This window comes from Stenotrophomonas sp. (assembly GCF_050737575.1).
GTDB lineage: Bacteria > Pseudomonadota > Gammaproteobacteria > Xanthomonadales > Xanthomonadaceae > Stenotrophomonas.
Genome location: NZ_JBOHXW010000001.1, coordinates 655,510 through 681,446 on the forward strand (window position 1 = coordinate 655,510; position 25,937 = coordinate 681,446).

Annotated in this window: 16 protein-coding genes and 1 pseudogene; 10 read left to right on the top strand and 7 right to left on the bottom strand. The window is 63.8% G+C overall.

Annotated features, from left to right (window positions below; genetic code table 11):
- The first annotated feature begins 18 nt into the window (after positions 1 to 18).
- The 6 genes and pseudogenes from bamA to ACREP4_RS03055 form a co-directional block, all read left to right on the top strand.
- Positions 19 to 2,484: an outer membrane protein assembly factor BamA gene (gene bamA / locus ACREP4_RS03030; protein ID WP_431594709.1), complete on the top strand. Its 2,466-nt coding sequence runs from the start codon at positions 19 to 21 to the stop codon at positions 2,482 to 2,484.
- Between the two features lie 398 nt (positions 2,485 to 2,882).
- Complete coding sequence (gene lpxD / locus ACREP4_RS03035) at positions 2,883 to 3,905, top strand: UDP-3-O-(3-hydroxymyristoyl)glucosamine N-acyltransferase (RefSeq protein ID WP_431594710.1); 1,023 nt, start codon at positions 2,883 to 2,885, stop codon at positions 3,903 to 3,905.
- On the top strand, positions 3,902 to 4,360 hold the full coding sequence (gene fabZ / locus ACREP4_RS03040) for a 3-hydroxyacyl-ACP dehydratase FabZ (RefSeq protein ID WP_431594711.1): 459 nt from the start codon (positions 3,902 to 3,904) through the stop codon (positions 4,358 to 4,360). Before lpxD ends, fabZ begins: the two co-directional genes overlap by 4 nt.
- A gap of 17 nt (positions 4,361 to 4,377) precedes the next feature.
- Entirely contained in the window at positions 4,378 to 5,169 is a 792-nt protein-coding gene (lpxA, locus tag ACREP4_RS03045) for an acyl-ACP--UDP-N-acetylglucosamine O-acyltransferase (protein ID WP_431594712.1), read from the top strand.
- Positions 5,166 to 6,467, top strand: a complete 1,302-nt coding sequence (gene lpxB / locus ACREP4_RS03050; RefSeq protein ID WP_431594713.1) for a lipid-A-disaccharide synthase — start codon at positions 5,166 to 5,168, stop codon at positions 6,465 to 6,467. Before lpxA ends, lpxB begins: the two co-directional genes overlap by 4 nt.
- 29 nt (positions 6,468 to 6,496) lie before the next feature.
- Positions 6,497 to 7,111: pseudogene (locus ACREP4_RS03055) on the top strand (ribonuclease HII); the annotation flags it as partial.
- A 29-nt stretch (positions 7,112 to 7,140) separates the two neighbouring features.
- Here ACREP4_RS03055 and ACREP4_RS03060 read toward each other — a convergent pair.
- The gene (locus tag ACREP4_RS03060; protein ID WP_431594714.1) at positions 7,141 to 7,599 is read right to left on the bottom strand and encodes a hypothetical protein; all 459 of its coding nucleotides are present in this window, start codon (positions 7,597 to 7,599) and stop codon (positions 7,141 to 7,143) included.
- Between the two features lie 44 nt (positions 7,600 to 7,643).
- A complete protein-coding gene (locus ACREP4_RS03065) occupies positions 7,644 to 9,881 on the bottom strand; it encodes a winged helix-turn-helix domain-containing protein (RefSeq protein ID WP_431594715.1) in 2,238 nt (745 codons plus the stop codon).
- 150 nt (positions 9,882 to 10,031) lie between these two features.
- Here ACREP4_RS03065 and ACREP4_RS03070 point away from each other — a divergent pair, with 150 nt between their 5' ends.
- The 3 genes from ACREP4_RS03070 (at position 10,032) to ACREP4_RS03080 (ending at position 15,522) form a co-directional block, all read left to right on the top strand.
- Positions 10,032 to 10,685 carry a hypothetical protein gene (locus tag ACREP4_RS03070; RefSeq protein ID WP_431594716.1) on the top strand — a complete coding sequence of 218 codons (654 nt, stop codon included), beginning with the start codon at positions 10,032 to 10,034 and terminating at the stop codon, positions 10,683 to 10,685.
- A gap of 211 nt (positions 10,686 to 10,896) precedes the next feature.
- A complete protein-coding gene (gene dnaE, locus ACREP4_RS03075; protein ID WP_431594717.1) occupies positions 10,897 to 14,490 on the top strand; it encodes a DNA polymerase III subunit alpha in 3,594 nt (1,197 codons plus the stop codon).
- A gap of 72 nt (positions 14,491 to 14,562) precedes the next feature.
- Positions 14,563 to 15,522: an acetyl-CoA carboxylase carboxyltransferase subunit alpha gene (locus tag ACREP4_RS03080; protein WP_431594718.1), complete on the top strand. Its 960-nt coding sequence runs from the start codon at positions 14,563 to 14,565 to the stop codon at positions 15,520 to 15,522.
- A 403-nt stretch (positions 15,523 to 15,925) separates the two neighbouring features.
- On the opposite strand, the gene ACREP4_RS03085 is transcribed toward ACREP4_RS03080, so the two are convergent.
- The 5 genes from ACREP4_RS03085 to ACREP4_RS03105 form a co-directional block, all read right to left on the bottom strand.
- On the bottom strand, positions 15,926 to 17,179 hold the full coding sequence (locus tag ACREP4_RS03085; RefSeq protein WP_431594719.1) for a DUF819 domain-containing protein: 1,254 nt from the start codon (positions 17,177 to 17,179) through the stop codon (positions 15,926 to 15,928).
- A 336-nt stretch (positions 17,180 to 17,515) separates the two neighbouring features.
- Complete coding sequence (locus ACREP4_RS03090) at positions 17,516 to 18,766, bottom strand: DUF819 domain-containing protein (protein ID WP_431594782.1); 1,251 nt, start codon at positions 18,764 to 18,766, stop codon at positions 17,516 to 17,518.
- 197 nt (positions 18,767 to 18,963) lie between these two features.
- Positions 18,964 to 19,200, bottom strand: coding sequence for an SHOCT domain-containing protein (locus ACREP4_RS03095; RefSeq protein ID WP_431594720.1), 237 nt, complete (start codon positions 19,198 to 19,200; stop codon positions 18,964 to 18,966).
- 102 nt (positions 19,201 to 19,302) lie between these two features.
- Positions 19,303 to 21,369: a prolyl oligopeptidase family serine peptidase gene (locus tag ACREP4_RS03100; protein ID WP_431594721.1), complete on the bottom strand. Its 2,067-nt coding sequence runs from the start codon at positions 21,367 to 21,369 to the stop codon at positions 19,303 to 19,305.
- 557 nt (positions 21,370 to 21,926) lie between these two features.
- Positions 21,927 to 23,918 carry an OPT family oligopeptide transporter gene (locus tag ACREP4_RS03105; protein ID WP_431594722.1) on the bottom strand — a complete coding sequence of 664 codons (1,992 nt, stop codon included), beginning with the start codon at positions 23,916 to 23,918 and terminating at the stop codon, positions 21,927 to 21,929.
- Between the two features lie 213 nt (positions 23,919 to 24,131).
- On the opposite strand from ACREP4_RS03105, the gene ACREP4_RS03110 reads away from it, so the two are divergent.
- Positions 24,132 to 25,895: a peptide MFS transporter gene (locus ACREP4_RS03110; protein WP_431594723.1), complete on the top strand. Its 1,764-nt coding sequence runs from the start codon at positions 24,132 to 24,134 to the stop codon at positions 25,893 to 25,895.
- The last annotated feature ends 42 nt before the right edge of the window (positions 25,896 to 25,937 follow it).

Genomic DNA, 25,937 nt, shown 5'->3' on the forward strand with positions numbered 1-25,937 from the left:
ACTCCAACCGGACGTGACATGACGCGACTTCCCAATCGCCGCCTGCTGGCCCTCGCCCTTGCTGCCGGTCTGGCCCTGCCTGCGCTCGCGCAGGCGGCCGCGCCCTTTACCGCCAGCGACATCCGCGTGGACGGCCTGCAGCGCATTTCCTCCGGCACCGTGTTCACCTACCTGCCGGTGGAACGCGGCGATACGGTCGACGATGCCAAGGTCGGCGACACCATTCGTGCGCTGTACAAGACCGGCTTCTTCGAAGACGTGCAGCTGGACCGCCAGGGCGACATTCTGGTCGTCACCGTCAAGGAACGCCCGGCGATCAACAAGTTGACCGTCACCGGCAACAAGGACATCAAGAGCGAGCAGCTGCTCAAGGGCCTGAGCGACATCGGCCTGAGCGAAGGCGGCACCTTTGACCGTCTGAGCCTGGACCGCGTGACCCAGGAACTCCGTCGTCAGTACAACGACCGCGGCAAATACAACGTGGAAATCACCCCGACGGTGAGCCCGCTGGACCGCAACCGCGTGGACGTGGCCATTGCCGTGAAGGAAGGCAAGGCCGCCAAGATCCGCCACGTCAACTTGGTCGGCACCGAGAAGTTCCCGGCCGAGGACATCCTGGAGCTGTGGGAATCCAAGGAGCACAACTGGGCGTCGTGGTACCGCCGCGATGACCAGTACTCCAAGGAAAAGCTGTCCGGCGATCTGGAAAAGCTGAACTCCTGGTACCTGGATCGCGGCTACGTCGATTTCAGCATCGATTCCACCCAGGTCTCGATCAGCCCCGACAAGCGCGACATGTTCATCACCGCCGGCGTGACCGAGGGTGAGCAGTTCAAGATTTCCGACATCAAGGTCACCGGCGACACGATCCTGCCGCAGGAAGATGTCGAGAAGATGGTCATCCAGAAATCGGGGGATACGTTCTCGCGCGCCCTGCTGGAGTTCAGTGCCGACGGCATCACCAACAGCTTGTCCAACATCGGTTATGCGTTCGCCAAGGTGAACCCGATCCCGACCAGCAACCGTGCCGAACGTACCGTCGCGGTGAACATGCAGGTCGTGCCGGGCCCGCGCGTGTCGGTGCGCCGCATCGTGTTCCAGGGCAACTCGCGTACCGCCGATGAGGTGTTGCGTCGTGAAATGCGCCAGTTCGAGAACAGCTGGTACTCGCAGGCCGCGATCGACCGTTCCAAGATCCGCCTGCAGCGCTTGGGTTACTTCGAGTCGGTTGACGTGGAGACCCAGCCGGTCACCGGCAGCAACGACCAGGTCGACGTGGTCTACAACGTCAAGGAAACCACCTCCGGCAGCTTCGTGTTCGGCCTGGGCTATTCGCAGTCCTACGGCATGACCACCTCGGTGCAGCTGTCGCAGAACAACTTCCTCGGCGGCGGCAACCGCGTGTCGGTGGAAGCATCGCGCAGCAGCTACCTGCAGCGTTATGCCTTCTCCTACACCAACCCGTACTTCACCGATGACGGCGTCTCGCTGGGCTACAACCTGTCGATGCGTGAGCTGGATTACTCCGACTTCAACACCGCGCAGTACAACAGCACCAATACCGCCGCGCAGATGGTGTTCGGCATTCCGATCACCGAGAACGATGCGTTCTCGCTGATGTTCGGCATCGACAGCAACCAGATCAAGGCTTATCAAGGCTATACGCCGCAGTCGATCATCGACTATATCGACGCGGTCGGTCAGAACACCTTCCACTCCTGGCGTACCGAGCTGGGCTGGGCCCGCGATACCCGCAATGACTACTTCATGCCGACGCGCGGTACCTACCAGCGCCTGGGTCTGGAAGCCACGCTGCCGGGTTCGACCGTTGAGTACTACAAGCTCAGCTACCAGTTCTCCAAGTACTGGCCGATCATCCCGTCGCTGGTCATCAACACCCGACTGGAACTGGGCTACGGCGATTCGTACGGCAAAGATATCGTTCGCGACATCTGCTGGAACGATATCCCGGGCACGCCGGGCACCCCGGCCAACGGCACCACGCCGGCCGTTCCGGGCACCTATCCGACCACTGAAGTTGTGGACTGCGGCACCAATCCCACCGCCAACCACCGTCAGGTCAAGGCAAGTGGTCTGCCGTTCTTCGAGAACTTCTATGCCGGCGGCACCAACTCGGTACGTGGCTTTGAAGACAACACGCTGGGCCCGCGCTCGGAAATCATGGGCGGCTATTACAACGGTCAGCCGCTGGGTGGTTCGCTGAAGACGGTCGGCTCGATTGAAGCCTACTTCCCGAGGCTGTTCGACAGCCCGTCGGCCCGCGTCTCGGCGTTCATCGACTTCGGTAACGTCTACAACGGCATCGACAACTTCAAGGCCAATGAGCTGCGCGCTTCGGCCGGTGTCGCCCTGTTGTGGCGCGCCCCGGTCGGCCCGATTTCGATCAGCTACGCCATTCCGTTGAAGAAGGAAGACGGCGACGAGATCGAGCGCCTGCAGTTCACCTTCGGTGGGCAGTTCTGACGAGTCGGCTCGTTTTGCCGGGGCACTGCCCCGGTAGCCTGATGTTCTGTCGTGACGGAACATCAGGCGAGCGCTCCGGCGCTTTGATTCCCGTGCCTGGAAGCAAGCCCCCTCTCAGAGGGGGCGATCCACCCGAACCCACACCGCCCCGCCCGGTACAACCACGTACCGAAGCGTGCAGTGCATCAGTGAATCTCCGATTCCAGCCCCGATGGGCTTGCGGCAGGCAGAGGTCGGAACAACCTGCATGACGCTGACGCAGGAACTCCAGCGCAGCCATGCCGTCACCTGCAATCCAGCCGTCACGCTCCGGCAATCCCCCTGACTGCCCCTTGGGCGCCAGACCAGACAAGGCACGCCCGCATGACCGTCACCTGCTCACACGCTAAACTCGCCGCGTGAATACTCCTACCTATACCGCACAGGAACTTGCTGACCGCTTCGGTCTGCAGGTACACGGCGACGCAGCCGCCACCATCCAGGGCGTGGCCACGCTGGCGCATGCCGGCCCGGGGCAGCTGACGTTCCTGGCCAATCCGCGTTATCGCGCGCAGTTGGCCGACAGCCAGGCCTCCATCGTGGTGCTGCGCGCCGACGATGCCGAGTCGGCGCCGGGCACGGCCTTGGTCGCCAAGGATCCGTACACCGCCTTCGCCAAGATCGGGGCCTTGTTTGAAACGGTGCCGCTGCGCGAACCGGGCATCCATGCCAGCGCGGACATCGATCCCAGCGCGCAGGTCGCCGCCACCGCGCATATCGGCGCGTTTGTCAGCATTGGCGCGCGCAGTGTGATTGGCGAAGGTTGCATCATCGGCCCCGGCAGCGTCATCGGTGACGACTGCACGCTGGATTCGGGTTGCGAACTATTGGCTCGCGTCACCTTGGTTGCCCGGGTCAAGTTGGGCAAGCGCGTGCGCATCCATCCCGGTGCCGTGCTCGGTGGCGAAGGCTTTGGGCTGGCAATGGATGGCGGGCGCTGGGTCAAGGTGCCACAGCTGGGCGGCGTGCGTATTGGCGACGACTGCGAGATCGGCTGCAACAGCTGCGTGGACCGCGGAGCGCTGGAAGACACCGTGCTCGACGAAGACGTGCGCGTGGACAACCTGGTGCAGATCGCCCACAACGTGCAGATCGGCGCGCACAGCGCCATCGCCGGTTCCACCGGCATTGCCGGCAGCGCCAAGATCGGCCGCTACTGCCTGCTGGGCGGCGCGGTCGGTGTCGTTGGCCACCTGGAAATCTGCGACCACGTCGTCATCACCGGCAAATCGGTGGTGCGCAATTCGATTACCGAGCCGGGCGAATACTCGTCTGGCACCCCATTGACTGACAACCGCACGTGGCGCAAAAACGCCGCGCGTTTCAAGCAGCTCGATTCGCTGGCAAGGCGCATCCTGGCTGTGAGCAAGGAGAAAGAATGAACGCACCACTGCAGATGCCCATCGACGTCAACACCATCCAGACGTTGATCCCGCACCGCTACCCGTTCCTGCTGGTCGACAAAGTCGTCGAGCTTGATGTGGAAGGCAAGCGCATCGTCGCGCACAAGAACGTGACCATCAACGAGCCCTACTTCCAGGGTCACTTCCCGGGCCAGCCGATCATGCCGGGCGTGCTGATCATCGAAGCACTGGCGCAGGCCGGTGGCGTGCTGACCCAGCTCAGCCTGGGCCGTGACGCGCAATCCAAGTTGTTCTACCTGGTCAAGGTCGACAACGTGCGCTTCATGAAACAAGTGGTGCCCGGCGATGTGCTGGAACTGCATGTGAAGGTCAAGCGCATGATCCGCAACATGGCGGTCTACTACGGCGAAGCCAAGGTGGATGGTGAAGTGGTGGCGCACGCCGAAGTGCTGTGCGCCGGCACCCGCGAATAATCTGCCTGGAGCAAACGATGAGCGATAGCGCCCCTCTGATCCACCCAACTGCTGTCATTGATCCTTCGGCCAAGCTCGGCGAAGGCGTGCGCGTGGGTGCGTTCACCCTGATCGGCGCCGATGTCGAAATCGGTGACGGCACTGAAGTGGGTCCGCATTGCAGCATCCACGGCCCGACCCGCATCGGCCGCGAAAACCGCTTCATCGGCCACGTTGCCGTGGGCGGTGAGCCGCAGGACAAGAAGTTCGCAGGCGAACGCACCGAGCTGGTGATTGGCGACCGCAATGTGTTCCGCGAGTTCGTCACGCTCAGCCGTGGCACCGCAGGTGGCGGTGGCATCACCACCATCGGCAATGACAACTGGATGCTGGCCTACACGCACATCGCGCATGACTGCCATGTCGCCGACCACTGCGTGTTCTCCAACAACACTACGTTGGCCGGGCATGTGAGCGTGGGCAACTGGGTGATCATCAGCGGCTTCGCCGGTGCCCACCAGTTCTGCCGCATCGGCGACCACGCCTTCCTCGGCATGGGCTCGCTGGTGACCGGCGACATCCCGCCGTTCACCATGGTCGGCATCGACGGCCACGGCCGTCCGCGCGGCATCAACAGTGAAGGTTTGAAGCGCCGCGGTTTTGATGCCGAACGCATCACCGCGATCAAGCGTGCCTACCGCACGATCTACGTTGCCGGCCTGCCGCTGGCCGAAGCCAAACTGCAACTGGCCGAACAGGCGCAGGGCAGCGCTGACGTCAAGCAGCTGCTGGACTTCATCGAAAGCGCCGAGCGCCCGCTGCAGCGATGAACAGCGGGAGCATCAGCGGGACCAGGGAACCGGGCACCGGGAATGCGCTGCCGACAGCGCTGTCCCCTTCCCTCCCCGATTCCCCGCTCCCCGTTCCCCGTCGCAAAGTCCGTATCGCGCTGGTCGCCGGTGAAGCCTCCGGCGACGGACTCGGCGCGGGCTTGATCCGCGCCCTGCGCGAACGTTTCCCCGATGCCGAATTTGCCGGCATCGGTGGCGATGCGATGCGCAATGCCGGCTGCGAAACCTGGTTTGATGCCAGCGAACTGGCCTTGATGGGCCTGGCCGAAATCCTGCGCCATCTGCCGCGCCTGCTGAAGCTGCGCAAGGAATTCCGCCAGCGCGTGCTCGATTGGCAGCCGGATGTGTTCATCGGCATCGACGCACCGGACTTCAATCTGGGCGTTGAAAAATGGCTCAAGCAGCGCGGCCTGCGCACCGTGCATTACGTCAGTCCGTCGGTCTGGGCGTGGCGTGAAAAACGCGCGGAGAAGATTGGCGCCAGCGCCGATCTGGTGCTGTGTCTGTTCCCGATGGAACCGCCGATCTACGCGCGCCACGGCATCGATGCACGCTTTGTCGGCCATCCCATGGCCGATGAAATTCCGCTGCACAGTGATCGCCCGCAAGCGCGTGCCGCGTTGGATATTCCCGCGCAGGTGCCGCTGCTTGCGGTGTTGCCGGGTAGTCGTCTGGGCGAAGTCAGCCGGCTCGGCCCGCCGTTCTTCGCAGCGGTCTGGCAACTGTGCGAAGACAAGCGCGACCTGCATATCGTGGTGCCCGCCGCCAACGCCAAATGCAAGGCCATGATCGTCGAACAGATGCGTGCCGCCGCGCTGCCCAGCGCGCGCGTGCATCTGCTGGACGGACACGCGCGCGATGCAATGATTGCCGCCGACGTGGTGATGCTGGCCTCCGGCACCGCCACACTGGAAACCATGCTGGTCAAGCGGCCGATGGTGGTCGGTTACCGCGTCGCCGAACTCACCTATCGCATCGTCAGCGCGCTGGGCCTGATCAAGGTCAACCGCTTCGCGCTGCCCAATGTGCTGGCCGGCAAGGACCTCGCACCGGAGCTGATCCAGCACGATTGCAGCCCGGAGAATCTGGCCGCCGCGGTGACGCAGTGGTTTGAGCATCCGGACTGCGTTGCCGGGCTGCAGGACGACTACCTGCGGCTGCACGAACAGCTGCGTCAGGACGCTTCCGCGCGTGCCGCAGATGCCGTCGCCGGGTTGTTGCTTGACCGCCGGGAATCGGGAACGGGGAACCGGGAATCGAAGGCGCGCTTGCCGTGAAGCGCTCCCGTCCTGCGGATGGGCAGCCGTTGATCGAACAACCCTCGCTGTTCCCATCCTCTCCAATCGTCGTTGCCGACACCCTGCTCCACGCCGGTGTCGACGAAGCCGGGCGCGGCCCGCTGGCTGGCCCGGTCGCCGTGGCAGCGGTCGTGTTCTGCCCGGATCGGCCGCGCTTGAACGGGCTGGATGATTCCAAAGCGCTCACCGCTGCCAAGCGCGAGCTGTTGTACGACCGCATCATCGAGCGCGCCCTGGCCTACAGCATCGTCATGGTCGACGTGGAACAGATCGACAGCCTCAATATCTTCCAGGCCACGATGCAGGGCATGCGTCAGGCCGTGGAAGGCGTGGCGCATGTGGCTCAATTCGCCCGCATCGACGGCAACAAGATTCCCAAGGGCCTGCCCTGCCCGGCCGAGGCATTGGTCGGCGGCGATGCGCTTGACCGCGCGATCATGGCTGCCTCGATCCTGGCCAAGGTCAGCCGCGACCGCTACATGCTGGAGCTGCACCAGCAGCATCCGGAATACGGTTTCGACCAGCACAAAGGCTATGGCACGCCGTTCCACCTGGCCGCGCTGCGGGCGCACGGCCCCTGCCCGGAACATCGGCGGAGTTTCGCCCCGGTCCGTGCCTGCCTGCCGGCCAGCTGACCCGCAGCCAGCGCGCGTCAACGCGGCATGATCTTGATCCCGGGATCAACATGGAGTGGGCCGATAGCCACGTCATAGGTGATCAGGTTTTCGCTGGTCACGGGCTTGGCGATGATCTGCACCTCCTGCCGCCGGCCCATGCGCTGAGAGTTGAAGTTTTTCTGCGCGGCCTTGTCCGACATACGCAGATTGGCCGATGCAACCGGCGATTCAGCGAAGGCCAGCGCAAACGGATCCTGCACGTCCAGCGCCGTCCGCCACACCACCTGCGTTCCGCTGCGCACCACGCACAGCTCCGGACTGACGACCGGTCCATTCTGGCCCGGCGCTACATCGACGTACACCAGTTTGACGATCCGTATCGGCAACTGCGCTGTGCATGCCACGCCATCGTCGGGAGACGGTAAGGGCTGCTGCGCAGCGCAAGCCACGCTGCCAATGGAAACGGCAACGTACAACCACACTCTGTTGTTCATGGTGACAACTCCTCGGTGGAGTCCGCCGCCTCGGACGGGAAAAATCACATTGACTGCAACGGTGTTGCCTTGGCCGCAGGGGCGTGACGCTGCAACAACAACGCATCGATGCGCTGTTGCGGAACGCCCTGTTGCAACGCGTTTTCAATGCAGCGATGTGCGCCGGTCTGGTCGCCCAGCAAGCTCAACGTCTGCGCACACCACAGTGCGATTTCCGCAGGCTGCGTGCCCAGCGCGCGCGCCGCGCGCAGGTCGGCCAACGCACGCTCGCGTTCCCCCAGATTGGCGCGGTACCAGGACAACAGCGCCAATGCATACGCGTCGTCCTTGCGCACATCCACATACTGCTGGGCCAGCGATGCCGCACGCTGGTAGGGCACCTGCGCCTGCGCGGCGGTGCTCGGCGCCGCCGCCAGTGCATCGGCCAGATTGCCCCAGTGCAGATAGTCCTCCGGCTCCAGCACCGTTGCCTGTCGGAACAGCCCTGCGGCAACGTCATATTCGCCACCGTCGAATTTCATCGTGCCCAGGTTGGTCAACGCACCGGCATTGGGTTCGATCGACAAGGACATGTTGAACGCGTGCCCGGCCTGCACGGTGTCGCCCTGGGCCAGATACAGCCCGCCCAGACTGCCCCACAGACGACTGTCCTCCGGCTGCAGCACCGTCGCGGTGACAAACGCGTCGATGGCCTTGGGCAGGTCGCCGCGCAACCAATGGTGATAGCCCAGCAGACGGTATATCTGCGCATCGCTGGGCCGCGCTTCGATGGCCTGCTGGAAATAATCCAGCGCCCGATCCTCCTGACCCAGCGCTCCGTAGGTGCGTGCCAGCCCGAGCAGGCCGTCTGCACGCAGCGCGGGATCATCGATGACCTGCTGGTAGAGCACCAGCGCCTGTTCGCTCTGGCCACTGACGCGTGCGATGTCCGCCATTGCCAGGCTCACCTCACGCAGACCGGGGCTCATCTCCTGCGCACGCGCACAGGCCTGCCGCGCGCGGTCGAACGCAACTGCATCGCTGACGCCTTCCAGGCGTGCGATCTGCGCGCGGCAGAGTCCCGCCTGGGCGCGGGCGAACTGTGGGTCGATCGCCAACGCCTGCGTAAACGCCTCCATGGCCCGCTCATTGCCGCTCTCTCCCACCGGGCGCTGCAGCAACGCCAATCCGCGTAGGTAGGCGTCGTAGGCATTGACGTCGTGCGTCGGGGTCAGCCGCCGCGCCACCCCGGATGCGCTCCCGGGCATATGTCCCAGCAAGGCATGGACCACCTTGCTCGCGATCTCCCCCTGCAGCGCGAACACATCCTGGTTCTCACGGTCGTAGGTCTCCGCCCACAAAGTGAAGCCGGTGCGGGTGTCGGACAGGCGCGCACTGATCCTCACCCGCCCGCCTTCCCGGCGCACGCTGGCATCGAGCAGGGTCGCCACGCCCAGTCGGCGCCCGATCTGGCGCACGTCATCGCCTTCACTCGCCGACTCCCCCAGCGCGGCCAACTGCCGAGCGGCCACGTTCAGGCCGGGAACATTGGCCAACGCATCATGCATCTCCACCGCCAGACCGTCGGCGAAGTAGCGGTCGGCCGCCGTGTCGCTGAGGCTGCTGAATGGCATCACCGCGATGGACGCATCCGCCACCGCCGGGCGCATTCCCGGCCCCTGCACCCACCACCACACGCCCGCACCCAGCGTCAGCAGTGCCAGCCCCAGCCCGATCAACCGCATCCGCGAGCGCATCCACAACGAAAGCGGTGCATTGGCCGCCGGTTCCCCCGCGGTCCAGCGCGACGCTGGCATCGGCATGGGCTCCGGCAACGCCGGCGCTTCTGCATCCGCACTGCCATCGGAGCAAGCTCCGCCCATTTCCAGCCCGGCTTCCGTCCCTGAATCAGGCACCTGCTCCACGGTCGTGGTGGTCGAATGCGGGACCTCCGGCGGCAACAGCTTGCCAATGAAGCGGTAACCCAGACCGTGCTGGGTCTGGATGTAGCGCGGCTCATGCGAATGGTCGTCCAGCGCCGAACGCAACTGGGCAATGGCGCGGGTCAGCACGCCCGGGGTTACATGGCGGTGGCCCCACACTGCATCGAGCAATTGGTCGCGCACCAGCAATTCATCGGCGTGCCGCAGCAACAGCAACAGCACGGCGAACGCTTTGGGCTCCAGCGATTGGAACTGGCCGTCTCGGCAAACCGTATGCGCCACCGCGTCCACCACGATGCCGTCAAAACGATAGCGCTGGATCACTTGCCCAGTGTCAGCAGGGTCTTGGATGGAACCCATCGGCAGAACCTCACGAATTCCTCAGAAACCAGCGCAATCACTGTCTGAAGGCTCCGCCTGCCATCGCGACCCATGCTACGCCCAAGCGGATGCTGGCGCTGCGTCCTTCCCTTCACGGGCGCGCCCCCACCGCCTCGCAGGAGCTTCATCATGTACACCTTCGCCCCCGCCTCCCGCCTGCCGCTGCCGCTGCCGCAGGTTCTTGACCAATCCGCTCCCGGGCTGCTCCACCGCCGCAATCATGTGAACGACTTCGCGCTGGTGCCGCGCGAGATGGCCCACTTCAATGCGTTGCTGGCCCGCCTTGGCCGCACCCAGCCGCCGTTGGAGTCCGACCAGTTGGCCACCGCCGCCCGCACCCTGAACGACGCGGCCCGTGACGACGACTCACCCTGCATCCTGCAGCGGATGCAGCATGCCTCCCTGCTGGAGCAGCTGCTGCAGGATGCTGACTGGGAGCCCGCCGCCAATGTGGCTGCCAAGCTCCGCCTGGTGGTGGCCTATCTTCACGAGAGCCGTCAGCTGATTCCCGACACGGTTCGCGGGGTCGGCCATCTGGACCAGGCCATCGTGATCGACACCGCCTGGCCGAAGCTGGCCGACGAAGTTGCCAGCTTCGTGGATTACCAGCGGCTGCGTCGCATCGAGGCCGAGCGCCAGGGCCGCAGCTACGAGGAGATCGCGTTCAACCGTCACAACTGGCTTGAACTGCGGGAAATCGAAGCCCGCCTGCATGAACACCAGCGCCGGGTCCGCGAAAGCAGCTATGCACCTGAACCGATGAGCTACTTCCGCGTCCATTGACCGCAACCAGAACAGGCCCCCGCCCGAACCTGCCGGTTTTGGCCGGGGCCACCGCTGCGGCTCCTTCGCCGCGCTGACGCTACTGCCTGAAGCATCTGCCCGGGCATACCTGCCATGTACGGTCCTGAAGCTGGAAACCGTAAGAAACATGTCAAGCCTTGTCCGTACCGCGCCCCGTCGCTACCCTGCTCCGGCACACTTCTGGCTCGGCATGTCTACTTCTTCCCGCTTCGTACATCTTCACGTCCACACCGAATACTCGATGGTGGATTCCACCATCCGTGTCCCGGCCAAACCCGATCAGGCCGATCCCAAGAAAGCCAAACAAGCCAACCTGCTCAGCCGCTCGGTCGAGATGAAGGCACCGGCGCTGGCCGTCACCGACCTGAACAACCTGTTCGCGCTGGTGAAGTTCTACAAGGCCGCCGAAGGCGTGGGCATCAAGCCGATTGCCGGCGCCGACGTACTGATCGCCGAGGAAGGCCAGGACCCGTGGCGGATGACGCTGCTGTGTCGCGACCGTGAGGGCTACCTGAGCCTGTCGCGATTGCTGACCCGCGCCTGGATGGAAGGCCATCGCAACGAAGGCGGCGTCGCCGTACATCCGCAGTGGTTGAAAGACGGTTGCCAGAATCTGTTTGCACTGGCCGGCCGCCAAAGCCTGGCCGGACGCCTGGCCAGTGAAGGCCGCCACGATCTGGCCGAGCAGCAGCTCGCCGATTGGCAACGCGTGTTCGGCGATGGCCTGCACCTGGAATTGACCCGCACCAAGCGCGACGGCGAAGAAGCGTTCAACCAATTCGCACTGATGGCCGCTGGCCAGCGCGGCCTGCCGGTGGTGGCGACCAACGATGTGCGCTTCCTGTCGCCGGATGATTTCGACGCGCACGAAGCGCGCGTCTGCATTTCCACCGGCCGCGTGCTGGACGATCCCAAGCGCCCGCGCGAGTACAGCCGCGAGCAGTACCTGAAGACGCCGGAGGAGATGTGCGAACTGTTCGCCGACATCCCCGACGCCATCGACAACACGCGGGCGCTGGCACAGCGCTGCAACGTCGAAATGCGGCTGGGCACCTACTTCCTGCCCAACTATCCAGTGCCCGACGACCAGACGCTGGACACCTGGATCCAGAAGATCTCCCGCGACGGTCTGGAAGAACGTCTGCAGAAGAATCCGCTGGCGCCGGGCATGAGCCGCGAGGATTACTTCGAGCGGCTGGAGTTCGAGCTCAACACCATCATCAAGATGGGGTTCCCGGGCTACTTCCTGATCGTGGCCGACTTCATCCAGTGGGGTAAGAACCAGGGCATTCCGATCGGCCCGGGCCGTGGTTCCGGTGCCGGTTCGCTGGTGGCGTGGGCGCTGAAGATCACCGATCTCGATCCGCTGCCGTACAACCTGCTGTTCGAGCGCTTCCTCAACCCGGAACGCGTGTCGATGCCCGACTTCGACATCGACTTCTGCATGGACCGCCGCGATGAAGTGATCGACTACGTCGCGCGCAAGTACGGCCGCGAGCGCGTCAGCCAGATCATCACCTACGGCACCATGGCCGCCAAAGCCGTGGTGCGCGATACCGGCCGCGTGCTGGGTTTCCCGTACGGTCTGGTGGACGGCGTTTCCAAGCTGATTCCCAACATCCTCGGCATCCATTTGAAGGATGCGCTGGGCAAGGGCAAGGAAGGCACCAGTTCGGAAATGGCTTCGGCCGAGTTGATCTCGCGTTATGAAAGCGAAGACGACGTCCGTGATCTGATCGACCTTGCACTGCAGCTGGAAGACCTCACCCGTAACGCTGGCAAGCATGCCGGTGGCGTGGTGATCGGGCCCGAGCCACTGAGCGAATTCTGCCCGCTGTACGCCGAACATGACGACGGCGGTATCGGCAAGAACCCGGTCACCCAGTTCGACAAGAACGACGTGGAAGAAGTCGGTCTGGTGAAGTTCGACTTCCTCGGCCTGCGCACGCTGACCATCATTGATTGGGCGGTCAAGGCGATCAACCAGCGCCACGAACGCGCCGGCATTCCGCCCGTGGACATCACCCAGATTCCGCTGGACGACACGCCCACCTACAAGGACATCTTCGCCAACGGCAACACCGGCGCGGTGTTCCAGTTTGAATCCTCGGGCATGCGCCGCCTGCTGAAAGACGCGCGCCCTGACCGTTTTGAAGATCTGATCGCGCTGGTGTCGTTGTACCGCCCCGGCCCGATGGATCTGATTCCCTCCTTCAACGCGCGTAAGCACGGCCAGGAAGAAATCATCTATCCCGATCCGCGCACCGAAGCCATCCTCAAGGACACCTACGGCATCATGGTGTACCAGGAGCAGGTGATGCAGATGGCGCAGATCGTCGGCGGTTACTCGCTGGGCGGCGCCGATCTGTTGCGCCGTGCGATGGGCAAGAAGGTGCCGGCGGAAATGGCCAAGCACCGCGAAATTTTCCGCGAAGGTGCCGCCAAAGACGGCGTCAACGAAGCCAAGGCCGACGCCATCTTCGACTTGATGGAAAAGTTTGCCGGCTACGGCTTCAACAAGTCGCACGCCGCTGCCTATGCGTTGGTCAGCTACCAGACCGCGTGGCTCAAGCGTCATTACCCGGCCGAGTTCATGGCCGCGACGCTGTCCTCGGACATGGACAACACCGACAAGGTGGTGGGCTTCCTCGCTGAAGTGCGCAACCTCGGTTTGACCGTGTTGCCGCCGCGCGTGAACGACTCCAGCTACATGTTTGAAGCGGCCAACGCCGACACCATCCGCTACGGGCTTGGCGCCATCAAGGGCGTTGGTCAGGGCGCATGCGAAGCGGTGGTCGAAGAACGTGTGCGCGGCGGCGAGTACGCTTCGCTGCTGGATTTCTGCACGCGCATCGAGTCGGGCAAGCTCAACCGCCGCACGCTGGAAGCCATGATCAACTGCGGCGCGCTCGATGGTCTGGGCAAGAACCGCGCAACCTTGATGCTGCAGTTACCGGAAGTGCTCAAGGCCACCGACCAGATGGCGCGCGAAAAGGCGTCCGGCCAGAACTCGTTGTTCGGCGCACCCGATGCCGCCAGCACCGCGCGCCAGTTGGATCTTCCCGAGAGCAAGGAATGGCCGCTGGCCCAGTTGCTCAACGGCGAACGCGAAACGCTGGGCTTCTATCTCAGCGGCCATCCGTTCGATCCGTATGCCGAGGACGTCAAGGAACTGGTCGGCACCGATCTGGGCGGACTGGACAAGCTCATCGCCCCGGCCTTCCCGTCCAAGGACGGCGAGAAGCGCGCCTGGCGCCAGGAGTCGCCGGTGATTCTGGCCGGCATGGTGGTCGGCGTTCGCCGCAAGGGCGACAGCCAGGTCTTCATGCAGCTGGAAGACGGCAAGGGCCGCGTGGAATGCAGCGCCTTCACCGATGGCCTGGCCGAGTTCGGCCACTTGATGACCAAGGACCGCATCCTCGTGGTCAAGGGCGGCCTGCGCGAAGACGAATTCAACGGCGGCTATGCACTGCGCATCCGCCAGTGCTGGGATTACGAACAACTCTGCGCCGACCACGCGCTGCGCCTGTCGCTGCGTGTGGATGGCCGTGACGGCCCGATCTGGCAGCGCATCGATGCGCTGCTCGCCAGCGCGCGCCCCGGCCGCACCCCGCTGCGACTGGACCTGCTGCTCAACGGCCAGCCCAGCGGCAGCATCGCCGGCATGCTCGATCTGGGCGGCCCCGGCGCGGTGCGGGTCAGCAAACAACTGCTCGATGCCCTGCGCGAAGACCCCGCCGTGCGCCGGGTCAAGGTCAAGTACAGCCCGCCCTGGGCCAACTGACCGAACGGACGCGTACGGGTTGGCCTGGCGCGTTCGGCTACACTTCCCCTCTTTAATTCTTGACGGTTTCCGATGAATCCGAACTACCTCGACTTCGAGCAACCCATCGCTGATCTGGAAACCAAGATCAAGGACCTGCGCAGTGCCAGCGCCGGGCCGGCGGTCAATGTCGATGCCGAGGTGAAGGCGCTGGAAGGCAAGCTGCGCCTGCGTACCGCGCAGATCTTCCGCAACCTTTCCTCTTGGCAGGTGCTGCAGGTGGCCCGCCACCCGTCGCGCCCGTACCCGTTGGACTACATCCGCATCTTCTGCGATGAATTCCAGGAACTGGCCGGCGACCGCGCCTTCTCCGACGACAAAGCCATCGTTGGCGGCCTGGCCCGCATCGGCGGCCGCTCGGTGATGCTGATCGGTCACCAGAAGGGCCGCGACACCAAGGAAAAAGTCCGTCGCAACTTCGGCATGCCCAAGCCTGAGGGTTACCGCAAGGCGCTGCGCCTGATGAAGATGGCCGAGCGCTTCGGCCTGCCGGTGCTGACCCTGATCGACACCGCTGGCGCATGGCCGGGCATCGACGCCGAAGAGCGCGGCCAGTCCGAAGCCATCGCCCGCAACCTGATGGAAATGGCCGAGCTGAAAGTGCCGGTGATCTGCACCGTGATCGGCGAAGGCGGCTCTGGCGGCGCACTGGCACTGGGCGTGGGCGACCGCACCTTGATGCTGGAATACAGCGTCTACTCGACCATCAGCCCGGAAGGCTGCGCCTCCATCCTGTGGAAGGACGCTGGCAAGGCCAAGGATGCTGCCGAGCAACTGGGCATGACCGCCCCGCGTCTGAAGAGCCTGGGCCTGATCGACAAGATGATCCGCGAACCGATCGGCGGCGCGCACCGCAACCCCACGCAGATGGGCAAGCGCTTGAAGGCCGTGCTGCTCAACGAGTTGGACGCGCTGGAGAAGCTGAGCGTGGAAGAACTGCTGGCCCAGCGTTACAAGCGCCTGCGCAGCTATGGTGCTTACGAAGCGGCGTAAAGCCTGCTGCGGAGTAGTGAAACAAAAGGCCGGCATTGCCGGCCTTTTTGTTTGGTTTGACCCGTCCTGAAATGCGTTGGCACTTTTCACGCGGGGAAAGGAATGTTCAATGAAACCGGTCAAACCGCCTCCCCCGAGCGGCAGATCAAAGCGCTGCGGGTGTGCAGCTGTCGCAAAACCACCGTGCGGACCACCCTGATCAGCTAGCTACTGAAGAGAGCGTCCCCACCCATCGCTGAAAATGCGGACACCCGACGCAGTGCGTCGGGTGTCCCTGGCCAAAAGAGAGGCCAGGCTATCTGCCACAAGCAGGACGAGGCACATAGTGCCGAGCTGTGCTCGGCAGAAGCATTGCCGATATCAACGCAGCATGGCTGCGCTCTACCAAGTCATCCGCCCTCTCTCACGCACCGGCCATCCACTTCAGCATCAGGCCGGTGATGTACGCCAGCACCGTGCCGGTGGCATAGCCCACCGTGCCCAGCAGCACGCCCACCGGCGCCAAGCTGGGGTGGAACGCCGCCGCCACTACCGGCGCCGACGCCGCCGCGCCCACGTTGCCCTGCGAGCCGATGGCCAGGAAGAACATCGGCGCCTTGAGCAGACGACCGACCACGTACAGCAGCAGCACGTGGGTGCCCATCCAGATCACGCCCAGCAAGAACAACCATGGCCGCTCCAGCAGCGAGAGCAGATCCATCTGCATGCCGATGCAGGCAATGAGGAAATACAGGAACAATGTGCCCACCTTGGACGCACCGGCCGCTTCCAGATTGCGCACCTTGGTGAAGCTCAGTGCCAGGCCCGCGAAGGTAGACAGCATCACCACCCACACGAACTGGTTGTCCAGCGATGCCTGCTTGGCAAAGCCCAGGTTCTGCCCGCACCAACTGGCCAGCGGCTCGGCCAGCGCATGGGCCGCACCGACGATGCCCAGCCCCACGCCGACGATGATCATCAGGTCGGTCAGGGTCGGAATGCGTGCGCTCTTGGCCTCGTAATCGGCGATACGGCGCTTCATGTCGTCGATGGCCGAGGTATCGGCACCGTTGCGTGCATCGATGCCCTGCGCGCGACCAGCCAACCAGATCAGTGCCGGCATCAGCAGGATGCTGGCGCACACCACATCCACCACCGCGAACTGGCCGAAAGTGGTGGCATCGACATTGAAGGTCTCGCGCATGGCGGCCATGTTGGCGCCGCCACCGATCCAGCTGCCGGCCAATGCCGCCATGCCGGCCCAGGTGTCGCCGGTCACCGTCGCCGGGTGGATCAGTTTCATCACCTGGAACGACACCACCGCACCCAGCATGATGCCCACCGTGCCGGTGACGAACATGATCAGCAGCTTCGGGCCGAGCTTGATGATGCCTTTCAGGTCGATCGACAAGGTGAGCAGCACCAGCGCCGCCGGCAGCAGCACGTCACGGGCGACCGGGTTGTAGAGCTTGGTGGTGTGGCCATCAATCAGCCCGGTGGTGTTGTAGATGGCCGGGATGAAGTAGCACAGCAGCAACGCCGGCACCCAGCTGAAGACTTTTTTCCAGAACGGGGTTGGCCCGCTGGACAACCAGAAGATCAAGGCCAGCGTGGCGGCGATGAGGCCAAGTCCGACGATGTCATTGGTGATGAGTGCGGGCGTATTTTCGGTCGGCATAAAGCCTGTTTCCTGTCGATCGAAGGGAAATAAAAACGCCACGTTGGGTGACGTGGCGTGGGGAGGCAGAGCCTAGCATGGTGTGGGGATTAATGAGGCGGCGTTTTAGCCTCCCCCTCTCCCCAACCCCTCTCCCGCGAGGGGAGAGGGGCTCGGATCACTTCAAGTTGAAGCATTTCTCGCAACTGCAGCGTTAAAGCCCCTCTCCCCTTGCGGGACGAAGAGGAGCGTTTGCGAACCATTGGTTCGCGATCCGATGAGTGCCCTTGCGTCAACGCAAGGGCCGGGGCGCGGAGCGGGGGTTGGGGAGAGGGGGAAAGCTACCTACCCCCACTCTCACCCCGCCCCAGCCATCGCCCTCAGCGCAATCCCGACTACATACGCCGCACCAGTACCCACCGCGTACCCCAGCGTCCCCAGCAATACGCCCACGGGCGCCAATGCCGGATGAAATGCCGTCGCCAACACTGGAGCCGATGCGGGGCCACCGATATTGCTCTGCGAGGCGATGGCGAAATAGAAGAACGGCACGCGCAGCAGCTTGCCGACAAACCACAGCAGCACGATGTGCACGCCTATCCAGATCACGCCCAGCGCGAACAACCACGGCTTCTGCAGCAGCGCCAGCAAATCCATCTGCATGCCGATGCAGGCAATCAGGAAGTACAGAAACATCGAGCCCCATTTCGACGCGCCCACGCCTTCCAACTCACGCGCGCGGGTGAAGCTCAGGCCCAGCCCGATGAAAGTCGCCAACAGCACCACCCAGACGAACGGCTTGTCCATGCTCACCGATGAAGACCAGCTCACGTTGGCGGCGAACCAGCCGGCAATCGGGCTGGCCAGACCATGCGCCAACGCGACCGTGCCGAACGCCACGCCGCCCATCACCATCATGTCGCCCAAGCCGGGAATACGTGCGTGCTGGGCCTGATAGCTGGCCACACGATCACGCAGATCATCCAGCGCGGTGGTATCGGCGCCGCTGCGCTTATCCATGGCCGGTGCACGCGACGCAAAGAAAATCAGCACCGCCATCCACACATAACCAACGCCGACATCGACCACCGCGAACTGGCCGAAAGTGGTCGCGTCGACCTCGAATATCTCCTTCATCGCCAGCATGTTGGCGCCGCCGCCAATCCAGCTGCCGGCCAACGCGGCCATGCCGCCCCAGGTGCTACCCGCCACGGTTTCCGGGTGAAACCACGACATCAACTGGAATGCCACCAGCGCGCCGAGCATGATGCTCAACACGGCGGCCACATACATGGCGAGCATCTTCCAGCCCAAGCCGATGATGCCTTTCAGGTCGATGGACAGGGTCAGCAACACCAGCGCGGCGGGCAGAAACACGTCGCGCGCGATCGGGTTGTAGAGCTTGGTGGTTTCACCGTCGATCAAACCGAAGGTGTTGTAGATGCCGGGAATGAAGTAGCACAGCAACAATGCCGGCACGAAGCTGTAGAACTTTTTCAGCAGCGGCTGGCTGCTGCCGGATGTCCAGAAAATAACGCCCAATGTGGCGGCGATCAGGCCGAACACGATGATGTCATTGCTGATGAGTGCGCCGGTTGCGGCTGCGATCATCGTTGATCCCCTTGGCTGCCTAAAAGCGAGCGCATCGGCGCCCGCAAGGAAAAACCTGCAGCAGCACCGCTCCACGACGGAAGACAGAAATAGCGCAGGAACGACCTACTGCGGCGACTCCCTCGCCTATGCCCTGCCACCCACGACCGGGATAACCCCACTACTTCCCCAGCCCCGGTCAGGGCATGGATGCACTAGATGCCGGAGACAATCGCAGCACGCTGCTGCGCGTATTCGGCCTCACTGATCAGGCCCTTTGTCTTCAACACTTCCAACTGCTGCAGACGGCTTTCCGTCGTGCTCGACGCCGCTGGACGCGGCGATGACTTCGCTGCACGGCTGACAAGCCAGACGATCCCCCCAATGCCACCGACCAACACCGCAAACAGGAACAACAGAACCAACCAATGCCAGATGCTGAAAGTACCCATGGCAAAACCTCCATGTAATTGTTGACAGGAAGATTGGCAGTCACTTCGCCGCCAACCCTGAAACAAGAAGGAGGCGCGTTCACCACGCGCCTCCCCACTGCATTACTGACCGATGTGCTGCTTCAACCAGTCATTGACCGTGTCGTGCCACTGCACGCTGTTGTTGGGCTTGAGCACCCAATGGTTCTCATCCGGGAAGTACAGGAACTTGGACTCGATGCCCTTCCGCTGCAGCGCGGTGAACGTGGCCAGGCCCTGCTCCACCGGGATGCGGTAATCCAGCTGGCCCTGCACCACCAGCATCGGCTTCTTCCAGTTGCTGACGTGGTTGACCGGGTTGAACTTCTCATAGTTCTGCGGGACATCGTACGGCGTGCCGCCCTGCTCCCACTCGGTGAACCACAGCTCCTCGGTGGCGTAGCCCATGGCGCGCTGGTCGAACACACCGTCGTGGTTCACCAGGCACTTCCACGGCTCATTCCAGTTGCCGGCAATCCAATTGACCATGAAGCCGCCGTAGCTGGCGCCCAGCGCACAGGCCTTCTGCCCATTGAGGAAGCTGTATTCCTGCTGCACCGCAGCCCAGCCCTTCTGCAGGTCTTCCAGCGGGCGGTCGCCCCAATGCTGGCTGATGGAATCGGTGAACGCCTGGCCGTAGCCGGTGGAACCGTGGAAGTCGATCATCACCACCGCGTAGCCCTGGCCCGCGTAAGTCTGCGGGTTCCAGCGGTAGCTCCAGCCATTGCCGAAGCTGCCCTGCGGGCCGCCGTGGATCAGGAACGCGACCGGGTACTTCTTGCCTTCCTGGTAGTTGTGCGGCTTGACCACATAACCGTGCACGGTTTCGTTGTTCCAGCCCTCGAACGAGAACTGCTCGAACCCACCGAAGTTCACGTCCGGCAGCATCTCGGCGGCGCTTTGGGTGATGGCGCGCAGCGGTGCATCGGCAACGGTCGTGCCGGTGAACACCTGGTCGCCACTGACCAGCGAATTGCGGCTGATGGCCAACGTGTCGCCAGCGATGTCGAAAGACGAAATGCTGCCGTCGCCGACCACCTTGCTGACCGAACCGTCGGACACCTTCACCGCAAACAACGGGTGTTCGCCCATGTCCTGCGCGGTGGTGTAGATGGTGCTGCCATCTGCGGACAGCGTGATGCCGTCGGCCGAACGATCCCACTGCGGTGCGATCTCGCGGACCTTGCCGTTGGTCAGGTCACGCGCCATCAATGCAAAGCGGTCGGCCTCGAAGCCCGGGCGCTTCATCGCGCGGTAGAACAAGGTCTTGCCGTCAGCGCTGAACACCGGGCCGGCGTCCCAGGCCGGGTTGGCGGCCGTCAGGTTGACCGCCGGCTTCTTGCCGGCCAGGTCGAGCCGGTACAGATCGAAGTTGGTCGACCACGGTTCCTTCTTGCCCTGCACGCGGATGCTGGCCACCACCGAGGTGCCGTCCGGCGACCAGGCGAAATCATCATTGCCGCCAAACGGCTTGGACGGCGCATCGCCGGCCAGCGACGCGCTGATTGCCGTTGCGCCCTTCGCTGCGGCGCCGTTTCCGGACGGCAGCGTTGCCACGAACAGCGTGTTGCGGCGGCCATCGGCCCAGGTGTCCCAATGACGCACGAACATGCTGTCGTACACCTGGCCACTGATCTTGCTGGCCTTTTCTGCTTCCAGACGCTTGCTGGTGCATTCCAGGTCCGAACCGCAGTCCTGGAACACGTTGGCGCTGAACACCACGCGGTCGCCCTGCGGCGAGACGTGGTAGCTGTCCACATCGGCGGCGAAATCGGTCAGCTGCTGCGGCGCGCCGCCAGTCAGCGGCATCGCGTACAGCTGCTGGCTACCGTTCTTGGCACTGAGGAAATACACACGCTGGCCATTGGCCGACAGCGAGGCGGAGTTGACGTTCCAGCCTTCCGGCGTGAACTGACGCGGCGGCGCGATGTCGCGGGTCCGCAGATCGCGAATCCACAGACTGCTGCTGGCCTTCAGGTCGGCATCGACCACGCGCTTGGCAAACAGCACCTGGCCACCATTGGCAGCCAGCAGCGGCGCGGATACGCGGTCCAGCTTGACCATGTCGCGGACTTCAAAACCGCGCGCATTGGCCAGCGACGGCAGGGCCGCCAACAGGCACAGCGGCAACAGGGCGTGACGGAGCTTCATGGGCATCTTCCCGGATAAAGGCAAACCCCGATGGTAGGCGGCGAGCTCACCCTGTGGCAAAGGCTTGAAGTCATGCCAGGGAAACCGCCGGAAACCGCAAAGCCGCTTGAATAGGGCTTTGCCAGTGGAATGCTTCATTGGGGTTGGTTGCGGCGTTCTCCCACCTACGGAAGGCGGTTGGTGAGAGGCAGCTCAGCCTTCGTAGGCTGGGATGAAATCCCAGCAGAGCGTTATGCAAAACAGTAAGCCGGAGCAAAAGCTCCCCTCTTCCGCCCCTTCGGGCACCTTCCCCCAAGAAGGGGGCTGCTGTCCCGCAAGGGGAGAAGGGAAACGGCAGAAACAACAAAGCCGCCCGAAGGCGGCTTTGTTGCTTTGCTTCTTAGCCCCTCTCCCTTTACGGGAGAGGGGTTGGGGAGAGGGCGCTTTGGCTTTGGCTTTGGCTTTAGCTTTGGCTTTGGCCGTCACTCGCGCCAAACCAAAGCCCCCCATCCGCCCCTGCGGGGCACCTTCCCCCGCAAGCGGGAGAAGGGACAGCAGGGTCACCAGCCGAGTCGGCTTTAAGCCTTCGCCGCCGGCTCGCCCTTCTTGCCGATGCGATACAGCATCAAGCCGACCAGGAACAACACGAACAAGCCGACCCAGGACGACAGCACGGCCCAGGTATCGGTGAAGCCGCCCAGCGGCAACGCCAGGATGTCGCCCTGGCCGCTGACCACGATCGGCACCGCGATGGCGATGCCCATCAACGCTTCACCGGTGATCAGGCCAGCGGCGAACAGCACGCCCGGGCGGTGCACGCGGTCACGGCCTTCTTCATCGTCGGCACGCAGCTTGTGGAAACGCTCGACCAGGTGGGCCAGCAGGCCGCCCAGGAAGATCGGCACCATCAGTTCCAGCGGCAGGTAAATACCGATGGCAGCGGCCAGCACCGGCACGCGGAAACGCTTGCCGGTCTTCTTCAGCCACTCGTCGATGGCAATGATCACTGCACCAACGCCTGCGCCCAGCGCGATCATCGTCCACGGCAGTTCACCGCCGAACAGACCACGCGCCACCGACGCCATCAGGTTGGCCTGCGGTGCCGCCAGCGAGTTCGGATGCTCAGCGGTCGGGGCGCCGATGCCGTAGGCATGGGCCAGCAGGTTCAGCACAGGGGCCATGATCAGTGCGCAGGAGAACGCGCCGATGCCCAGCATCAACTGCTGCTTCCACGGCGTCGCACCGACCAGGTAACCGGCCTTGAGGTCCTGCAGGTTGTCACCACCGACGGCGGCGGCACAGCACACCACCGCGCCGATCATGATCGCGGCCACTGCGCCCAGCGGAGCACCGCCGATGCCGACCGGGGTCAGGCCGTCCTTGCCCAGCAGCAGCACCAGCACCACCGAGGCAAACAGGATGGTGGAGATGGTGATGCCCGAGACCGGGTTGTTGGACGAACCAATCAGGCCGGCCAGGTAGGCCGACACCGACACGAACAGGAAGCCGGCGACGATCATGATGATGGTCATCGGGATCGACACATGCCACTGGCCGACGATGGCCTGGTACAGGCCCAGCAGCGGCAGGGTGAAGGCGATCAGCGCGATCAGCATCCACTTCATCGGCAGGTCGCGTTCGGTCTCGGCCAGCGCCGGGCCACTGCTCTTGCGGGCAGCGGCAAAACCACTCTTGACGCCGTTGAACAAGGACTTGCGCAGCGAGAACAGGGTCCAGACGCCGCCGATCAGCATGGCGCCGACGCCCAGGTAACGGATCTGCGAACCCCAGATGGCGAACGCTGCATCGGCCGAGCCGGCATTGGCCAGCGAGGCGGCCAGGTCCGGGTTGCCGCCCAGGAAGAACGCCTGATACAGCGGGATGGCAATGTGCCAGGACAGGATCGAGCCGGACAGCACCACGATGCCGACATTCAGGCCGACGATGTAGCCCACGCCCAGCAGCGCCGGCGACAGATTGGTGCCGATGAAGGCGGTGATCTTGGAGCTGCCGATGTAGGCCGACTGTGCCCAGGCATCGGGGAAGATGCGCAGGCCCGACGCGGCGGCCAGTTTGACCAGGCCACCAATGGCCGCCGAGATGCCGAGGATCTTCATGCCCGGGCCCGGGTTTTCACCGGCCTTGAGCACTTCCGCAGCTGCCTTGCCTTCCGGGAAGGGAAGCGGATCTTCGACGATCATCGAGCGCCGCAGCGGCACCGAGAACAGCACGCCCAGCAGGCCGCCGAGGCCGGCGATACCCAGCACCCACCAGTACTTGAAGTCCGGCCAGTACCCCATGATCACCAGCGCCGGGATCGTGAAGATCACACCGGCGGCAATCGACGAGCCGGCCGAGGCGCCGGTCTGGACGATGTTGTTTTCAAGAATGGTGCCGCCGCCCAGCAGACGCAGCACGCCCATCGAGACGACGGCGGCCGGAATGGCGGTGGCGATGGTCAGGCCGGCAAACAGGCCCAGGTAAGCATTGGCAGCGGACAGCACCACAGCCAGCACGATGGCAAGAACCACCGCGCGGAATGTGAGCTGCGCAGGCGCAGCGTTGTTCATGTAAAGCCCTTGGATGGCAAAAAAACCGTTGCCACGCTAACGCTCGCTTAACAGCAAGTCCAGTCGGGATGGCGCATCACGCGGGGCAAAGTACATCCGGGGCCCGGATTGGGCACAGCGCACGGCACCAACACAGCACCTTGCCGCAGTGCCGCAAAGCTGACCCGCCCTCGCCCCTATACTCGCCGGCTCGCTTTGTTCTGGCCGCTGCCCATGTCTTCCGCTTCGCTTCCCGTGACCGGCACTGACGATTTCCTGGGCCATCCCAAGGGCGTCTACGTCTGTTTCTTCACCGAGATGTGGGAGCGTTTTTCCTTCTATGGAATGAAGGCGCTGCTGTTGCTGTACCTCACCAAGTACCACCTGTTCGGCGACAAGGCCGGGCTCGACCTGTTGGGTGCGTACGGCGGCTTGGTGTACTGCATTCCGGTGTTCGGCGGCATGCTCGCCGACCGTTGGCTGGGCATGCGCAAGGCGGTGGTGTTCGGCGGCATCCTGTTGGTGCTGGGCCATGCCGGCATGGCGTTCGAGGGCCACGAAGCGCATCGCGTTGCCGGTGAAGTGGTTCGCGACGAAGCCGCGCTCGGCGTCACCTATCTATCGCTGGCGTTGATCATCATGGGCGTGGGTTTCCTCAAGCCCAACATCTCCACCATCGTCGGCAAGCTGTACCCGGACAACGACCCGCGCCGGGATTCGGGCTTCTCACTGTTCTATGCCGGCATCAATCTGGGCGCACTGTTCGCCTCGCTGGTCTGCGGCTTTCTCGGCGAAGCCTATGGCTGGAAATACGGTTTCGGCGCGGCCGGCATCGGCATGCTGGTCGGACTGGGCATGTTTTTGTGGGGCCAGAAATACCTGCACGGCCATGCCGAACCCGCACAGCCGGCGACGCTGCGTGAGCGCGTGTTGGGCATGCCGCGCGAGTGGCTGATCTACGCCGTGGCGGTGATCGCCATCGTGCCGGTGGCGGCCTTGATGTGGGCGGCGGCCAATGGCGCGTTCGCACTCGGCGGCGAAATCAGCCTGGCGTTGATGCTGATGATCGTGGTGCTGGGCGGCGTGCTGTTGTGGTTTGCCTGGTTCACCGGCACGCAGTGCACGCCGGAACAGCGTCAACAGATGATCGCGCTGATGGTGCTGATCTTCATGGCGCTGGTGTTCTTCACGTTGTACGAGCAGACCTATGGATCGTGGGTCACCTTCACCGACCGTTTGTTGACCAAGGATCTGGTGCCATCGCTGGTCGTGCGCGAAGGCACGCCGTTGCCGTGGTCGATGGTGTCGCTGCTGCTGGCGCCGCTGGGTTTCGTGGTGGCGGCGCGGTTGTCCGAGCGCAATCCCGCCTCCAAAGCACCGCGCACGCTGTTCGCCGTGATCGTGCTGGCCATGCTGGTGTTGTTGGTGCGCGACTGTCTGGTGCTGCCGCAGACCGCCGGTTCGCTCACCTATCTCGGCGCGTTGTTCCTGGTGCTGCTGGCGCCGTTGTTTGCCGCGTTGTGGGCATGGCTGGACAAGCGCCGGCTGGACCCTTCCAAGCCGATCAAATCCTCCTTCGGTCTGGTGTTCGCCGCGCTGTCCTTCGTGCCGCTGGCAATGGCTGCACAACAGGTCGGCCTCACCGGGCAGATGGCCAGCGTGTGGTGGTTGGTGCTGGCCTATCTGATTCTCGAAATCGGCGAGATGTGTCTGTCGCCGGTGGGCTTATCGGCGGTCACCCAGTTGGCGGCGCCGCGCGTGGTCAGCCTGATGATGGGCACCTGGTTCCTGGCAACGGCATTTTCCGAGACGCTTGCCGCCCTGTTCGGCAAGCTCGCCGCCATTGATGTGCCCGAAGGCGAGGTGATGAACATCACCGATGCGGCAGCGCGCTACGAACACCTGTTCTGGCTGCTGATGTGGATTGGGCTGGGCTGCGCGGTGGTCGCGTTCTTGGTGTCGCCGTTGCTGAAGCGGATGATGCACGGGGTGCGTTGAAGCCGCACCTGTAGAGCGGAGCCGTGCTCCGCTGGGGGTTTA

Bases quoted from the DNA above. Each gene is read 5' to 3' on its own strand.
- ACREP4_RS03070 (WP_431594716.1), top strand. From the start codon at position 10,032: ATGTACACCTTCGCCCCCGCCTCCCGCCTGCCGCTGCCGCTGCCGCAG.
- ACREP4_RS03110 (WP_431594723.1), top strand. From the start codon at position 24,132: ATGTCTTCCGCTTCGCTTCCCGTGACCGGCACTGACGATTTCCTGGGC.
- bamA (WP_431594709.1), top strand. From the start codon at position 19: ATGACGCGACTTCCCAATCGCCGCCTGCTGGCCCTCGCCCTTGCTGCC.
- lpxA (WP_431594712.1), top strand. From the start codon at position 4,378: ATGAGCGATAGCGCCCCTCTGATCCACCCAACTGCTGTCATTGATCCT.
- ACREP4_RS03060 (WP_431594714.1), bottom strand. From the start codon at position 7,599: ATGAACAACAGAGTGTGGTTGTACGTTGCCGTTTCCATTGGCAGCGTG.
- lpxB (WP_431594713.1), top strand. From the start codon at position 5,166: ATGAACAGCGGGAGCATCAGCGGGACCAGGGAACCGGGCACCGGGAAT.
- dnaE (WP_431594717.1), top strand. From the start codon at position 10,897: ATGTCTACTTCTTCCCGCTTCGTACATCTTCACGTCCACACCGAATAC.
- ACREP4_RS03065 (WP_431594715.1), bottom strand. From the start codon at position 9,881: ATGGGTTCCATCCAAGACCCTGCTGACACTGGGCAAGTGATCCAGCGC.
- ACREP4_RS03095 (WP_431594720.1), bottom strand. From the start codon at position 19,200: ATGGGTACTTTCAGCATCTGGCATTGGTTGGTTCTGTTGTTCCTGTTT.
- fabZ (WP_431594711.1), top strand. From the start codon at position 3,902: ATGAACGCACCACTGCAGATGCCCATCGACGTCAACACCATCCAGACG.
- ACREP4_RS03100 (WP_431594721.1), bottom strand. From the start codon at position 21,369: ATGAAGCTCCGTCACGCCCTGTTGCCGCTGTGCCTGTTGGCGGCCCTG.
- ACREP4_RS03085 (WP_431594719.1), bottom strand. From the start codon at position 17,179: ATGCCGACCGAAAATACGCCCGCACTCATCACCAATGACATCGTCGGA.
- ACREP4_RS03105 (WP_431594722.1), bottom strand. From the start codon at position 23,918: ATGAACAACGCTGCGCCTGCGCAGCTCACATTCCGCGCGGTGGTTCTT.
- ACREP4_RS03080 (WP_431594718.1), top strand. From the start codon at position 14,563: ATGAATCCGAACTACCTCGACTTCGAGCAACCCATCGCTGATCTGGAA.